The sequence below is a fragment of the Amycolatopsis sp. NPDC114484 genome, assembly GCF_055633755.1.
The window spans coordinates 13,409-28,086 of record NZ_JBVKDQ010000016.1; the positions used below are offsets into that span (position 1 = coordinate 13,409).

A 14,678-nucleotide genomic window follows, 5' to 3' on the forward strand; every position below is an offset into this window, starting at 1 on the left:
GACGATCATTCTCGCCCTCCTGCTCGGCGCGCTGGCCCTCTGGGGAGCGTCCCGGATGGTGTGGTTCGCCGAATTCCGCGACGAGGGCGTGCGCGGCACCGTCCTGTACACCGAACCCGGCGAGCAGCGTTCCACCGCGCTCGTGCCGCTCGCGATCCTCGCGCTCGCGGGCGTCGCCGGGGCCGTCGCGACCGGCGGCTGGCTGCGCCGCGTGCTCGGGATCGTGCTGGTGCTGGCCGGTGTGGCGGGCGTCTGGAGCGGCGTCGACGGGATCTCCTTCGGCGGGTTCGCGCCCGGGCTGCCCGGCACGGAAATCGTGCTCGGCCACCTGATCGCGGTGCTCGGCGGAATTCTTGTCGCGTTCGGCGGGTTGGCAGCGATCAAGTGGGCGGGAGCCGCGCGGAAGCTCGGAGCCCGTTACGCCGCACCGGGAGCCAAGGCGGCGCGCAAGGATCCGGACACCGAATTGTGGGAGGCGCTGTCGGAGGGGGACGACCCGACCGACGGCCGGGATCCGCGTCGCTGAGCAACCCGGGACCGGCCGGTCATCGAGCGGGGGTTAGCATCGTTTCGGCGGGAAGGGGAAGGTTTTTGTGAGCGAGCTTGCGAGTGGACCCAGGAGTGCGGCAGCGGGTAGGGGCGTCCGATGAGCGTGCTCGAAGACATCGTCGCCGGCGTGCGCGAGGATCTCGCGCAGCGGGAATCCGCGCTGCCGTTCGACGAACTGAAGGCCAGGGCGGCCAAGGCCGTCCCGCCGCGTGACGTGATGGCGGCGCTGCGCGAATCCGGCATCGGCGTCATCGCCGAGGTGAAGCGGCGCAGCCCGTCGAAGGGCGAGCTGGCCACGATCCCCGACCCGGCCGCGCTGGCCCGCGACTACGAGGACGCCGGCGCGCGCGTGATCAGCGTGCTCACCGAGCAGCGCCGTTTCGGCGGATCGCTCGCCGACCTCGACGCGGTGCGCGCCGCGGTCGACATTCCCGTGCTGCGCAAGGACTTCATCGTCAGCCCGTACCAGGTGCACGAGGCCCGGCTGCACGGCGCGGACATGGTCCTGCTGATCGTCGCCGCGCTGGAGCAGAACGCGCTCGCCGCGCTGCTCGACCGCGTCGAATCGCTCGGCATGACCGCGCTCGTGGAGATCCACAACGCCGAGGAGGCCGACCGCGCGCTCGAAGCGGGCGCGAAGGTCATCGGCGTCAACGCGCGCAACCTGCACACCCTCGAAGTGGACCGCGACGTGTTCTCCCGCCTCGCGCCCGGCCTGCCGATGGACGTGTTCAAGGTCGCCGAGTCCGGCGTCCGCGGCCCGGGCGACCTGATGTCCTACGCCGGCCACGGCGCGGACGCGGTGCTCGTCGGCGAGGGCCTGGTGGCCTCCGGCGACCCGAAGGGCGCGGTCGTCAAGCTGGTCACCGCCGGTTCGCACCCCGCCTGCCCGAGGCCCTCGCGGTGACCGAGCGCGGCAAGCACGACCCGGACGAACGCGGCTACTACGGGCCCTACGGCGGCCGGTTCATGCCGGAAGCGCTGATCGGCGTGGTCGACGAGGTCGCGGCGGAGTACGAGAAGGCCCGCCACGACCCCGCGTTCACCGGCGAACTGAACCGGCTGCTCACCGAGTACGCGGGCCGTCCGTCGCTGCTCACCGAGGCCAAGCGGTTCGGCGAGCACGCCGGCGGCGCGCGGGTGTTCCTCAAGCGCGAGGACCTCAACCACACCGGTTCGCACAAGATCAACAACGTGCTGGGCCAGGCGCTGCTCACCGTGCGGATGGGCAAGAAGCGCGTCATCGCGGAGACCGGGGCGGGCCAGCACGGCGTCGCGACGGCCACCGCGTGCGCGCTGCTCGGCCTCGACTGCGTCGTGTACATGGGCGAGGTCGACACCGAGCGGCAGTCGCTGAACGTCGCGCGGATGAAGCTGCTCGGCGCCGAGGTCATCCCGGTGAAGACCGGATCGCGCACGCTGAAGGACGCGATCAACGAGGCGCTGCGCGACTGGGTCACGAACGCGGACACCACGCACTACCTCTTCGGCACCGCCGCCGGCCCGTACCCGTTCCCGATGATGGTGCGCAATTTCCACCACGTCATCGGCGAGGAGGCGCGGGCGCAGATCCTGGAGAAGGCCGGCCGGCTGCCGGACGTCGTCGCGGCGTGCGTCGGCGGCGGGTCCAACGCCATCGGCATCTTCTCCGGCTTCTACGACGACCCGTCCGTGCGGCTGGTCGGCCTGGAGCCGGGCGGCGAGGGCATCGAGGGCAACCGGCACGGCGCGACGCTCACCAAGGGCACTCCCGGCAACCTGCACGGCGCGATGTCGTACCTGCTGCAGGACGAGGACGGCCAGACGGTCGAATCGCATTCGATCTCCGCCGGGCTCGACTACCCGGGCGTCGGCCCGGAGCACGCGTGGCTCAAGGACTCCGGCCGCGCCGAATACCGCCCGGTCACCGACGCGGCGGCGATGGACGCGTTCCGGCTGCTGTCGCGCACCGAGGGCATCATCCCGGCGATCGAATCGGCGCACGCGCTCGCCGGGGCCCTGGAACTGGGCCGCGAGCTGGGCCCGGACGGGCTGATCGTGGTCAACCTGTCGGGCCGGGGCGACAAGGACATGGACACCGCGGCCCAGTGGTTCGGGCTCGTGGACGGGGAGGGCAAGTGAGCGGCCTCGACGAGCTGTTCGCGGCGACGCGGGCGGAACAGCGGGCCGCGCTGGTCGGCTACCTCCCCGCCGGATTCCCGTCCGTGGACGGCTCGAAAGACCTGCTGGCCGCGACGATCGACGGCGGCGCGGACCTGGTCGAGGTCGGTGTCCCGTACTCCGACCCGGTCATGGACGGCCCCACCATCCAGGCGGCCGCCGAGTCGGCGCTGGCGAGCGGGTTCCGGCTGAAGCAGCTGTTCGAGGTCGTGGAATCGGTGTCCGCGCGCGGCGGTCGCGCGGTGGTGATGACGTACTGGAACCCGGTGCACCGCTACGGGGTCGACGCGTTCGCGCGCGACCTGGCGTCGGCCGGCGGCCTGGGCTTGATCACGCCGGATCTGATCCCGGACGAGGCCGACGAGTGGCTGGCCGCGTCCGCGGAGCACGGTTTGGACCGGATTTTCCTGGTCGCGCCGTCGTCGTCGGAGGAGCGCCTGGCGAAGACCACGGCGGCCTCGTCGGGCTTCGTGTACGCGACCGCGGTGATGGGCGTGACCGGTGCCCGCGACGCGGTCGGCGTGCACGCCGAGGACCTCGTGCGGCGGACGCGGGCGCACACGGAACTGCCGATCGGGGTGGGCCTCGGGGTCCGCTCGCGGGAGCAGGCCGCGCAGGTGGCCGGGTTCGCGGACGCGGTGATCGTCGGGTCCGCGCTGGTCACGGCCGCGGCGGACGGTCCGGACGGGGTGGCGAAGCTGGCTTCGGAGCTGGCGCAGGGGGTGCGTGAGGCGGTCGCTCCGGCCTGACCTTCGGGTCGGAGGACGGAAACTGTCGGTGGTCGTTCGTATTCTCTCGGTATGCGGACCAGCGACATCAACCCAGGTGAGGCTCCGGGGTTGGCGGAAGTACTTGCCCTGCCGAACGAACAGCTCCTCGGCAACCGGATAGAAGGCGTCGACGGGACCCTGGTGATGGTCCCGGCTCCGGCCGCGCCGCACCAGAAGTGGTTGTAGCTCGCACTCGTGCCAGTCTTGCCGAAGGGCGGCGAGTTGCTCCCCGGCGTCGCGGTCCGTTGCGGCGAAAGCCGGCTGCTGATCCCGGACTTCGTGATCGTCACCTGCCCGGACGTCGCGACGACCTGGTACCCGGCGTCCGAGGTGCTGCTGGCCGCGGAGATCGAATCGCCCTCCACCAGGGTGCAGGACCGGATCTTCAAGAAAGCCCTCTACGCCGAAGCGCTCATCCCGTACTACCTGCTCGTCGACCCGGAGCAGGAAGCCGCCACCGTGTACGCGCTTTCCGGCGGCGACTACCTGCCGCACGCCACAAGCGAGGGCGGCGTGCTCACCCTGGCCGAACCGTTCGCCGCGGAGCTGGATCTGCGCGCCTGAGCGGCCGGTTGTACGCATCGTGTACGCCGTCCGCGCACAGTGCGGCGCATGGCTTTCGACATCGGACAAGTTCCCCGGAGGACGTTCCTGCGCGGGGCGGCCGGCGTGAGCGCTGCCGCGGCGGCGGGGCTCGTGCTGCCCGGTCTCGCGGACGCCGCGACCGCGCCGCGCGTCTACAGCTGTGCGGAATGGGGTGCGCGCCCGCCCGCGGATCCGCTCACCACGCTCGACCATCCGGCCAATCGCGTGCTCATCCACCACATCGACTGCCCGAACAGCACCGACTACTCGCTCGAGCACGCGTTCCAGGTCGCGCGCGACGACCAGGCCGACCACATCGACAACAACGGCTGGTCCGACACCGGCCAGCACTTCACGGTCTCGCGCGGCGGTTACCGCCTCGAAGGCCGGCACGGCAGTCTGGACGCGTTGCGCAGCGGCAAAAAGATCGTCCGCGCGGCGCATTGCCCCGGACAGAACGACAACGCGATCGGCATCGAGAACGAGGGCACCTACATGCAGGTCGCCCCGCCGAAGGCGCAGTTCGATTCGCTGGTCGTGTTCGTGGCGTACGTGTGCCGCCAGTACGGCATCCCGGTGAAGGAAATCAAGGGACACCGCGACTTCTACAACACCGACTGCCCGGGCGACAAGCTGTACGCGATGCTGCCGGAACTGCAGTCCCGGGTGGCGGCACTGCTTCGTTGAGCGGGCGTCAGTGGAGGAAACGCATCGCGCGGCACAACTCCGCTGGCTCCAGGGATCCCAGCTCGGCCACCTCGGCGCGGCGCACGTCCGCCAACGTCGTGGCCAGCTGGGATCCGAACGCGCCCGTCAGCACATCGTCGGCCTCGAACGCGGCGATCGCCTCCGGCAGCGATTGCGGCAGCCGCGCGACTCCGGCCGCCGCGGCGTCCGCGGGGGAGAGCGAGCCAGGGTCCACACTGACCGGTTCCGGCAAGCGCGCCTCGGCGTCGATGCCTGCCTGTCCGGCGAAAAGCAGCCCCGCCACCACCAGATACGGGTTAGCGGTGAGGTCGAAGCACTTCACCTCCAGGTTCGCCGCCGTGTCGCGCTGCCCGGCCGCGCCGCGGATCAGCCGCAATGGTGCTTCGCGGTTTTCCAGTCCCCACGCGGTGAACACGCCCGCCCAGTGGTGCGGTTCCAGCCGCAGATAGCTGACCACCGACGGCGCGCCGATCGCCAACAGCGCGGACAACCGGCGGAAAATGCCCGCACCGAAGGATTCCGCGGTCGAGGTCAGTCCGAACGCTCCGGTCCCGCCCGCGCACCGATTCCGTTCGCTGTCCCAGAGGCTCAGGTGCACGTGCCCGCCATTGCCGACGCCGCCGGGCTCGAACTTCGGCGTGAACGACGCCCGCAGCCCGTGCGCGGCGGTCACCGTTCGCACGGTTTCCCTTGTCAGCACAGCTAAATCGGCCGCACGTACTGGATCCGTCGCGGCGATCGACAGCTCGAACTGGCCCGCCGCGTATTCCGGATGGATCTGCTCCGCCTCGATGCCCTGACTATCCAAAGTGGACACAATCGCGCGGAGATACTCGTGGTTCGCGCTCAGCCGGGAGTATCCGTAGGCGGGACCGGGCAGCGGAACCCCGTCCGAGTCGGTCGCGATCCACTCCAGTTCGAAGGCCATCCGCGCGGTCAGTCCGCGATCGGCGAGCTGCGCCACGGCGGTCGCGGCGAGAACCCGGGTGTCCTGCGGGTGCGGCTGGCCGTCCTGGTCGAAGCGCCACGCCGGGGCCCACGCCCAGCCGGGTTGGGCGGCGAGGACGGTGAGCGCGTCGAGGTCGGGGTGCAGCCGCAGGTCGCCGACTGGGCCGAGGGAGTGCTCGCCGTTCGCGATGCTGTCGGTGCCGAGGAAGAAGTCGAACGAGTTCGACGCGCCGACGCCCCACGCCGCGACCGACGCCAGTCTCGCCACCGGCACCGCCTTGACTCGCGAAATGCCGGAGTTGTCCACGAAACTCAGCGCGACGAGGTCGACGCCCGCCTGCTCCATTCGACCGGCGGCAGCAGCGCCGAGTTCAGCGAGCCGGTCGCGGTCGAGCCCGGCGGAAGACGAGAAAGGGGACGGCAAGGTTTGCTCCTTCAACGCTGGATGGGGTTCGGCCGAGTTGGCGGGAGACGGGGGAGTGGATGGCCGCGTGTTTCTGGCGGGGCGGGGGGTGTGGTCGGGCTTGGCGGGTGTCGAGAGGGGCGCTCCTTCGACGTTGGAGGGGGTTCGGCCGAGTTGGCGGGAGCCCGGGGGAGTGGATGGCCGGGCGTTTCTGGCGGGGCGGCGGGTTGTGGTCGGGGTTGGCGGGTGTCGAGAGGGGCGCTCCTTCGACGTTGGAGGGGGTTCGGCCGAGTTGGCGGGAACGGGGAAGCGGATGACCGAGCGTTCCCGGCGGGCCACCCGGGTCACGGTCGGACCTGGCGGGAATCGAGAGGCGCTCCTCATCGCCACACGAGAGGTTCAGCCGGTCGGCGCTCGCTCTCCGTGCCGCCCGGACGGTTCACTGTGTACTCCTCGGGAAAGGAGCGCATCCGTGTCCGGAGACCGTCCCGAATTGCGGCGCACCCTCTCGGTCTGGCAGGCCGTCGGGCTGTCCGTCGCGCTCATGGCACCCAGCATGGCCGCGAACATCAATCCACAGCAAACAGCCGCGGCCGCCGGGCGCGCGGTTCCGCTGGCGTTCCTGCTCTCGGCGGCGGGAGTGCTGCTGGTCGCGTACGGCTTCGTCCAGCTCTGCCGCCACTATCAGCACGCGGGATCGGTCTACGCGTTCGTCGGCGCGACCCTCGGTCCGCGCGCGGGCGTCGTGTCCGGCATCGGGCTGCTCGGCACGTACACCTTCTACGCCGTAGTCACTAGTTCCGCGGCTGGTGTGCTCGGTACGGCGTTTCTGACGCAGGTCGGGATCTGGCCGCATCCGCCGTCGTGGGGGCCGTTCGTGCTGACCGCGGTCGCGCTGATCGGCAGCTGGCTGCTCGCGGTCGCCCCGGCCCGGCGCGGCACCAGCACGTTGCTCGCCGTCGAAGGCGCGACTATCGCGCTCATCTTGCTGGTCACCGTGGTCATCCTGGTCCGGCTCGTCGCGGGCGACGCCCCCAGCGGCCGGTTCACGATGCAGGTTTTCGTGCCCGACACCGGGGTCTCCGGCATCTTCCTCGGCGCGGTGTTCGGCTTCTTGTCGTTCGCCGGTTTCGAGGCCGCCGCGACGCTCGGCGAGGAGACCCGCGACCCGCGCCGCAACATCCCGCGCGCGATCCTCGGTACGGCCGTCTTCGGCGGTGCTTACTTCGTGCTCGTGACCGCCGTCGAGATGATGGCCTTCGGCGGCGACGCCACGGCGTTCCACAATTCTCCGTCGCTGCTGGGCGATCTCGGCAGCCGCTTCGTCGGCCCGTGGGTCGGCGACGTCATCAGCGCGGGTGCCGCGATCAGCGCGTTCGGCTGCTGCCTCGCCTGCGTCGTCGGCGGCTCGCGCCTGCTGTTCGCCCTCGGCCGCGACGCGTTCGACGGCCGCGGCATCGGCCGGATCTCCGCCAAGGGCACACCAGCCGTCGCCGTGACCGTGGTCGCGCTCGCGTCGGCGCTGATCATCTTGGTGTGCGCGGTGTTCTTCGGTGCCACCGCGGACGACACCTTCGCCTGGGCAGGTTCCATCGGGACGTTGCTCCTATTGGTGATCTACCTGCTCACGACGCTCGGCGCGATCCTGCTGTTGTTCGTGCGACGGCGCATGCGTGTGCCGTGGTGGCATCTGGTGTTCCCGATCGGCGCGTTGGTCCTGCTCGGCTACACCGTGTACGTCAACGTTGTGCCGTATCCGACAGAGGGCCCCGCGCGGTGGTTCCCGGTCGTGGCGGGCGGGGTGCTCGTGCTGGCTGTCGTCGTGGTCGCCTCGGCGCCGGGGTTCGCCCGTAGGGTGGGGGAGAGGCTCGCTGAAGGAGAGGCATGACCGGACTGCTCGATTTCGTCGCGGACCTGCCGTTGGTCGACCACCACTGCCACGGCGTCCGCACCGGAGACGTCGACCGCGACGGGTTCGAGCGGATGCTCACCGAGGCGGACACCGTGTCGCCGCTGGGGACGTCGCTGTTCGACTCGCTGATCGGCCTGGCCGTGCGCGAACGCTGCGCGCCGATCCTCGACCTGCCGAAACACGCCCCGGCCGACGACTATCTCGCGCGTCGGCAAGAACTGGGCGCAAAAGAGGTCAACCGGCGGTTCCTCCGCGGCACCGGCAGCACGGATTACATGCTGGACGGCGGTTTCCTGCCCGAATCCCTCACCGCCACGAAAGACTTCGCCGAACTCGCCGACGCTCGCGCGCACGACATCGTCCGGCTGGAGCAGGTCGCCGAAGACGTCATCCGCGGCACCAGCGCTGCCAGTTTCGCCGAGGACTTCGCCGCCGAACTCGACCGCCGCACCACGAACGCGGTCGGCGTGAAGTCCATCGCGGCATACCGGGTCGGGCTGGAGCTGCCCGGCGAACGCCCGGCTCCGGCCGAGGTCGAAGCTGCCGCCGGACGCTGGCTGACCAAGATCGAGGCGGGCGAACCGGTCCGGCTGGCCGACGAGGTCCTGCACCGCCACCTGATCTGGTCCGGGATCGACCGACGGCTGCCGGTGCAATTCCACGTCGGCTACGGAGACTCCGACGTCGACCTCCACCGCTGCGATCCCTTGCGGCTCACCGGTTTGCTGCGCGCGACCCGCGACGCGGGCGTCCCGATCCTGCTGCTGCACAACTACCCGTTCCACCGCAACGCTGCCTACCTCGCGCAGGTCTTCGAGCACGTCTTTGTCGACGTCGGCCTCATCACGCACAACGCGGGCTTCCGCGCGCCCGCCATCCTGGCCGAGACGCTGGAGCTGGCGCCGTTCGGAAAATTGCTGTTCTCCACCGACGCGTTCGGCCTGGCCGAGCTGTATCACCTGGGCACCGCGCTGTTCCGGCAAGGACTGTCCGACTTCCTGCGCACCGCCCTCGCCGCCGACGCACTGTCCGAAATGGACGCGATCCGGCTCGCCCGGTCGGCCGGACACGAAAACGCGGCCAGGATCTACCGGCTGGAGCGGAAATGAACGACCTGGTCGAGGCTTGGCGTGCCGCGTTGTCCGAGGAACTGCCCGCCGCGATCGAACTGCGCCACCGGATTCACGCCGATCCGTGCGCTTCCGGCGACGAGGACGACACCGCCCGGGCCGTGGCCGCCGCGCTGGGGGAGGGCGAACGCGTCGCGAAAACCGGGCGGCTCATCGAAATCTCCGCACCGCACCCTGGCCCAGCCGTAGCCCTGCGCGCCGAACTGGACGCGCTGCCGGTAGTTGAGCGCACCGGCGTCGAATGGGCCGCGAAGACCGGCCTAATGCACGCCTGCGGCCACGACGTCCACCTCGCCGCATTAACTGCGGTCTGCCGGGCGGCGCGGCGCGTCGAACTCCCGCGTCCGTTGTTCGCGATCCTGCAACCGCGCGAGGAAACGCCCCCGTCCGGAGCGCTCGACCTGGTCGAATCGGGCATTCTGGAAGAGCGCGGCATCGACACGGTGATCGGCGCGCATGTCCAGCCGCGGCTGCCGTACGGCGTCGTTTCGGCCGCGCCGGGGCCGGTGAACGCGTCCACCGACGAGTTCGAGGTCGTGGTGCACGGCCAAGGCGGCCACGCCGGATATCCGCATCTGCTGCGCGATCCGGTTCTGGCGCTCAGCCAACTGGTGGTGAGCCTGCAGCAGGTAGCGAGCCGCCGGATCGACCCGATGCACGGCGCGGTCTGCACCATCGGACGGCTCAGCGCAGGAACGGCAGCGAATGTCGTACCGAACACTGCGTCCGCGTTCGGTTCGCTGCGGCTGATGCGCGCGAGCGACCGCGAACGCGCGCTGGAAGTCCTCGACGAGGTCGTGCACGCCACCGCACGCGCCTACGGCTGCACCGCCGACCTCCGGATCAGCCCGTGCGAGCCCGTCCTGGTCAACGACCCGGCGCTCGCCGCCGCCGCGAGGAGCTGGCTCGAACGCGGCGGCGCCGATGTCGATGTCGATTTCCGGTCCTTCGGCGCGGACGATTTCGCGCATTACTGCGGCGACGGCATCCGCGGCCTGATGCTGTTCGTCGGCCTCGGCGAGACCGCGGGCGCGCCCAGCCTGCACGGCGAAACGTTCCTGCCCGAGGACGCCGCGGTCGGCCAGGTCGCGGACGCGCTGCTGGCCGGATACCTGGCCGCGGCCTCCGACCCGGAGTATCCGGAGGCGGCCGTGACCGGGCTGTGACCGGGTCTTGACGAAGGGTTCCCCGGCTCCCGGACCACGGCCGGAGCCCGACGCGCTACGGTGGCCGCGTGTACTCCGCAGCGTTCCTGGCCACGATCCCGAGCCCCGACCAAGGCGTCTGGCACCTGGGCCCGATCCCGATCCGGGCGTACGCGCTCTGCATCATCGCCGGCATCATCGTCGCGATCTGGTGGGGCGAGCGGCGCTGGGAGGCCCGGGGCGGCACGAAGGGCACAGTGCTCGACATCGCGGTGTTCGCGGTGCCGTTCGGCCTGGTCGGCGGCAGGCTCTACCACGTCATCACCGATCCCGAGCTGTACTTCACCGAGGGCAAGAACCCCTGGAACGCCTTCGCCATCTGGGACGGCGGGCTCGGCATCTGGGGCGCGGTCGCGCTCGGCGCGGTCGGCGCGCTGATCGCCTGCCGGCGCCGGGGGATCCCGCTGCCCGCGATGGCCGACACGATCGCGCCCGGCATCATCGTCGCGCAGGCGATCGGGCGGCTCGGCAACTACTTCAACCAGGAGCTGTACGGCGGGCACACCGACCTGCCGTGGGGCCTGGAGATCTACCAGCGCTTCGACCCGGCCACCGGGGCCCCGGACGCCCTCGGCGGCGTCGCGACCGGGCACATCCCGCTGCCGGAAAGCCCGGTGCACCCGACGTTCCTGTACGAGCTGGTCTGGAACCTGCTCATCGCGCTGGTCGTGGTGTGGGCGGACCGCAAGTTCAAGCTCGGCCACGGCCGCGCGTTCGCGCTCTACGTCGCGGGCTACACCGTCGGCCGCTGCGGAACCGAACTGCTGCGCAGCGACCACGCGAACCACATCCTCGGCCTGCGGGTCAACGTGTGGGTGTCGATCCTGCTGTTCATCGGCGCGGTGGCGTACTTCGTCGTCGCGGCCAAACGCGGCCCGCGCGAAGCCCCGGAGACGTTGCGCAGCAAGGGAGACGAACGGGACGCCGCCGTCGAGTCCACTTCGGACGAAGCGGGGGAGAATCCGGAACCGGACGAGAAGGCCGCGGAAGACACTGTCGACGCCGGTTCTTCCTCCGGCGAGAACGGCAAGTCCGAGAAGTCTTAGGCACAGAGCCGAAAAAGAGGCCCCCGCCCGGATCGGGCGGGGGCCTCTTCGCGGTGTGCTCGGCCGAGGTCCGTGAGGGGAACCCTGAAGGAATCAGAGTCCCTCAGGGTTCCCCTCACGGACTTCTGCGAGAGCGGAGCGGGGTTCAGCCGAGGAACGAACCGCCGAAGTAGTCGTCGTCATCGCCGGAGTCCTGCCGCCGTGCTCGGCGGCCGGACGACGGCGGCGGCTGCGGCGCGGACCGCTTCGGCCGGTCGCCCCGGTCGGCGAGGGGATCGGCGAAATCGTCCTCCGGCTCCGGTTCCGGGGCGCGATGCCGCGGCGGAGCAGGCGGCGCCGGCGGTTCTTCCTTCGGCGGGGCCGGAGGCGGGGGCGGCGTCCGGTCGGCGAGCGGATCCTCGTTCGAGTACTCCGCCGGTCCCGGCGCGGGCGGGGCCGGGGGCATCGGCCGGCCGCTGCTCGCCAGCGGGTCCTCGGCGGAGAACCCGGCGGGCTTGTCCGGCGCGTCCGGATACGTCGCGCGTCCGGTGTCCGACAACGGATTCCCGGCGCCGCCGGTGCGCGCCTCGAGGATCTCTTCGGGGGTCTGGCCCTCCTCCAGTTCCTCGAGGATGTCCTTGGCCTCGCTGAGCTTTTCGTCGGCGAGAGCGCGGACCTCGGGGTCGGCGAAGGCCCGGCCCGCGGCGACGTCCTCCCAGGAGAACTCGCCCGCGTCGACCTTCCGCTTGATCAGCCGCAGCTGAGCGGGAGCGTCCGGACGCGAGGCGGCCTTCTTGATCGCCTCGATCCGTTCCGGGGTGTCGGTTTTCGGCAGCGGGCGGAGCTTGATCTTCTCCAGGTCCTTCAGCAGCTGCTGGGACTTGCGGACCGTCCGGTCGAGCGCGGCCTCGGCCTCCCGCAGCTCAGGCGTCTTCCACGAATCGTCCGCGGTCGCGGGGTGGGACATCTCGGCAGTTCCTCCTTAGTCGATGCGGCCGTGGATCCGGCCGCTCGCCGAGCGCCGGGGCGGATGGGACGGCGGATGGTTCGCGGGCGGGTGGTTCGGCTGGGACGGCGGGTGGTTCGGGGGCTGCGGCGGCTGGTGGTTCTGCTGGTTCCGCGGGGACTGGTGCTGCTGCCCGTTCGGATCGACCGGCTGGTTCTGCCCCCGTTCGCCCGACCCCCGCGACCGGTCGCCGTCGTCGCCGGAGCGGCGGTTGCCGTTCCCCTCGTCGCCGGAGGTGCGGTCGCCGTCCTCGTCGCCGGATTCGCGCGAGCGCCGGTTCTCCTCGTGCGCCTCGCGAGCGCCCTTGACGCCTTCCTTGCCCGCTTCCACGGCGTCCTTGGCGTCCTGGCCGATGCCCTTGGCGTTGTCCTTGATGTCGCCGACGTCCCCGCCGATGTTCTTGGCGATGTCGGCGAGGTCGCCGATGCTGCCGACGTCCTTGATCTTCTGCAGCTGCGACCCGATGTCCTTGATCGAGTTCCAGATGTCCTGGACCTTGGTGATGATGTCCTGGATCATCTCGATGATCGAGATCAGGGCGTCGATCAGCGGGATCAGCTCGGACAGCGCGGTGATCGCGTCGGCGATCCAGCCCGCGATCGGGACGCACGCCTCGGCGGCCATCACCAGCAGCCGGTCGATCAGGCTCTTGAGCAGGTCGAGCGCCTTGGCCGCGAGCTTCTTCGACGTGTCCGACAGGAGGTCGAAGCCCTTGGCGATCAGCGACGCGATCCCGGCCTCGGCGGCGAGCCCGGCCCGCCACCCGGCCTGCACGTAAGCCTTGTGCTCCAAGGAAGCCATGCCGTGCCAGGAATCGCTGACGGTCTTCTCGTTGGCGACCATCACCTCGGAGAACGCCTTCATCGCCTCGGAGATGTTGCGCCACGCCTCGGCGTCGGCCGACATCTTCGAGAAGTCGCCGGTGAGCGGTTCGATGAACTGCTGGGTGAGCGTCGTGCCGGTGAACTTCTGATACACCCACTCGACAGCCATCACCTCGACGCCGGCGTCCTTCACCAGCGCTTGGACGTCCTCGCCGGAGGTGTCTTCCGGCGGCTGCAGCAGTTCGGTGATCGAGTCGCCGCGGTCGAAGTCGCCGGAGGCGCCGGGAACCCCGCCGGGCTCTCCGCCCGAACCCCCGCTGCTGCCCTCGCCGCCGTTGCCGCCGCCTTCGCCGCCTTCGCTGCCGGAACCGCCCTCGTCGCCCCCGTCGCCCCCGTCGCCGCCTTCGCTGCCGGAGCCGCCCTCGTCGCCGCCCCGGTCGCCGCCTTCGTCGCCGCCCTCGTTGCCGCGATCGCGGCCCCGGTCGTCGCCGCCTTCTTCGCCGCGGCCCCGGCCGTTGCCGCCGTCGTCATTGGACTGTCCGTTGTCGTCGCCTTGCCGGTCGCGGCGCCTGCCGTTGCCGTTGTCGTCGCCGGAGTTGCCGCCGCTGCCGCTCGGATGCGTCTGGTCGTCCCCGCCGGACGGACGGCGTCCGTCCGGACCGGTGCCGCCGGGATGGTTCCCCCCTGGATGGGTGGGCTGATTCCCTCCCGGAGGCGGCTGATTGCCGGGATGCGGCTGGGTGTTCCCGGGATGCGGCTGGTTGCCGCCCGGGCGGGACGGCGGATGCGTCGTCCCCGTCCCCCCGGGGTGGTGGCCGCCGCCGTGCCCGCCGCCGTGCCGTGCCATGTCTTGTCCCCCTCGTCAGAACCGTGTGGTGCGGATGCGCATCAGGCCGCGCCGCGGCCGGCGTCGATGCCGTCGAACTGGTCGATGAACTGCTGGAGCAGCTGCGCCGAGTTGGCGTCGTGGTGCGCGTAGGCCCGCGCCGCCTGCTTGACCCCTTCGGACAGTGAGGTCAGCCGCGAGTGGCCGAAGTCGAGCGTGCCGCCGTAGAGGTTCGCGACCAGCTGCACCACCGGCTGCAGCACCACGAACAGGCCGGTGAAACCGGACGTGTCGCACGCGGTGGAGCGCATGTAGTCGTTGATCTTGCTGATCTTCTCGTGGAGGCTGTCGAGCACCTCGGCGTACTGGTTCATCGTCTCGACGTCGACTTCTATGCCGGACATGAAAGAAACCGCCCTCCCCGTGAGCTATTCGGTTGCCGAACACTATGGCAACCGACGATCACCGAGTGTGGGCGGTTCCGGGAAATTTGTGCGATTACCTGGGAAGATCGGGCGAAGGGGACGAAGCGGGCGCATCGACTTCGTCACGTGACAGGTGCGCGAGGCGGCTCCGGGGCTTATGCTTCGCGGACCGAAGCATTGGGAACCCATCCGGAACTATGTC

The 14,678-nt window shown here is 70.6% G+C and carries 15 protein-coding genes; 11 read left to right on the plus strand and 4 right to left on the minus strand.

The annotated features are described in order from the left end of the window. Positions 1-7: 7 nt before the first annotated feature. From ACZ7SW_RS32145 to ACZ7SW_RS32175, 7 genes are all read left to right on the plus strand, one after another. Positions 8-526, plus strand: coding sequence for a Trp biosynthesis-associated membrane protein (locus ACZ7SW_RS32145; RefSeq protein WP_470234320.1), 519 nt, complete (start codon positions 8-10; stop codon positions 524-526). 120 nt (positions 527-646) lie between these two features. Further along, the gene (trpC, locus tag ACZ7SW_RS32150) at positions 647-1,456 is read left to right on the plus strand and encodes an indole-3-glycerol phosphate synthase TrpC (RefSeq protein WP_009074973.1); all 810 of its coding nucleotides are present in this window, start codon (positions 647-649) and stop codon (positions 1,454-1,456) included. Next, positions 1,453-2,670 (plus strand): tryptophan synthase subunit beta, encoded by a 1,218-nt coding sequence (gene trpB, locus ACZ7SW_RS32155; protein ID WP_470234120.1) that lies wholly within the window; start codon positions 1,453-1,455, stop codon positions 2,668-2,670. The genes trpC and trpB overlap by 4 nt, the downstream gene beginning before the upstream one ends. Further along, positions 2,667-3,458: a tryptophan synthase subunit alpha gene (trpA, locus tag ACZ7SW_RS32160; RefSeq protein ID WP_470234121.1), complete on the plus strand. Its 792-nt coding sequence runs from the start codon at positions 2,667-2,669 to the stop codon at positions 3,456-3,458. Before trpB ends, trpA begins: the two co-directional genes overlap by 4 nt. A gap of 51 nt (positions 3,459-3,509) precedes the next feature. After that, positions 3,510-3,665: a hypothetical protein gene (locus ACZ7SW_RS32165; protein ID WP_470234122.1), complete on the plus strand. Its 156-nt coding sequence runs from the start codon at positions 3,510-3,512 to the stop codon at positions 3,663-3,665. Between the two features lie 9 nt (positions 3,666-3,674). After that, positions 3,675-4,043: a Uma2 family endonuclease gene (locus ACZ7SW_RS32170; RefSeq protein WP_470234123.1), complete on the plus strand. Its 369-nt coding sequence runs from the start codon at positions 3,675-3,677 to the stop codon at positions 4,041-4,043. A 48-nt stretch (positions 4,044-4,091) separates the two neighbouring features. After that, positions 4,092-4,751, plus strand: coding sequence for a peptidoglycan recognition protein family protein (locus tag ACZ7SW_RS32175; RefSeq protein WP_470234124.1), 660 nt, complete (start codon positions 4,092-4,094; stop codon positions 4,749-4,751). A 7-nt stretch (positions 4,752-4,758) separates the two neighbouring features. On the opposite strand, the gene ACZ7SW_RS32180 is transcribed toward ACZ7SW_RS32175, so the two are convergent. Beyond that, a complete protein-coding gene (locus tag ACZ7SW_RS32180; RefSeq protein ID WP_470234321.1) occupies positions 4,759-6,066 on the minus strand; it encodes a type I glutamate--ammonia ligase in 1,308 nt (435 codons plus the stop codon). Positions 6,067-6,595: 529 nt separating this feature from the next. On the opposite strand from ACZ7SW_RS32180, the gene ACZ7SW_RS32185 reads away from it, so the two are divergent. From ACZ7SW_RS32185 to lgt, 4 genes are all read left to right on the plus strand, one after another. Next, positions 6,596-8,011 carry an APC family permease gene (locus ACZ7SW_RS32185; protein ID WP_470234125.1) on the plus strand — a complete coding sequence of 472 codons (1,416 nt, stop codon included), beginning with the start codon at positions 6,596-6,598 and terminating at the stop codon, positions 8,009-8,011. Next, on the plus strand, positions 8,008-9,144 hold the full coding sequence (locus tag ACZ7SW_RS32190) for an amidohydrolase family protein (protein ID WP_470234126.1): 1,137 nt from the start codon (positions 8,008-8,010) through the stop codon (positions 9,142-9,144). The genes ACZ7SW_RS32185 and ACZ7SW_RS32190 overlap by 4 nt, the downstream gene beginning before the upstream one ends. Beyond that, the gene (locus ACZ7SW_RS32195; RefSeq protein ID WP_470234127.1) at positions 9,141-10,331 is read left to right on the plus strand and encodes a M20 metallopeptidase family protein; all 1,191 of its coding nucleotides are present in this window, start codon (positions 9,141-9,143) and stop codon (positions 10,329-10,331) included. Before ACZ7SW_RS32190 ends, ACZ7SW_RS32195 begins: the two co-directional genes overlap by 4 nt. Before the next feature lie 68 nt (positions 10,332-10,399). Then, a complete protein-coding gene (lgt, locus tag ACZ7SW_RS32200) occupies positions 10,400-11,416 on the plus strand; it encodes a prolipoprotein diacylglyceryl transferase (RefSeq protein ID WP_470234128.1) in 1,017 nt (338 codons plus the stop codon). A 145-nt stretch (positions 11,417-11,561) separates the two neighbouring features. Here lgt and ACZ7SW_RS32205 read toward each other — a convergent pair whose 3' ends face one another. Genes ACZ7SW_RS32205 through ACZ7SW_RS32215 form a run of 3 tightly spaced genes read right to left on the minus strand, consistent with a single transcriptional unit; the run spans position 11,562 to position 14,455 of the window. Beyond that, positions 11,562-12,362, minus strand: coding sequence for a hypothetical protein (locus ACZ7SW_RS32205; RefSeq protein WP_470234129.1), 801 nt, complete (start codon positions 12,360-12,362; stop codon positions 11,562-11,564). 15 nt (positions 12,363-12,377) lie between these two features. After that, positions 12,378-14,072 (minus strand): hypothetical protein, encoded by a 1,695-nt coding sequence (locus tag ACZ7SW_RS32210; RefSeq protein WP_470234130.1) that lies wholly within the window; start codon positions 14,070-14,072, stop codon positions 12,378-12,380. A gap of 41 nt (positions 14,073-14,113) precedes the next feature. Continuing rightward, positions 14,114-14,455: a hypothetical protein gene (locus tag ACZ7SW_RS32215; protein WP_470234131.1), complete on the minus strand. Its 342-nt coding sequence runs from the start codon at positions 14,453-14,455 to the stop codon at positions 14,114-14,116. Positions 14,456-14,678: the final 223 nt, after the last annotated feature.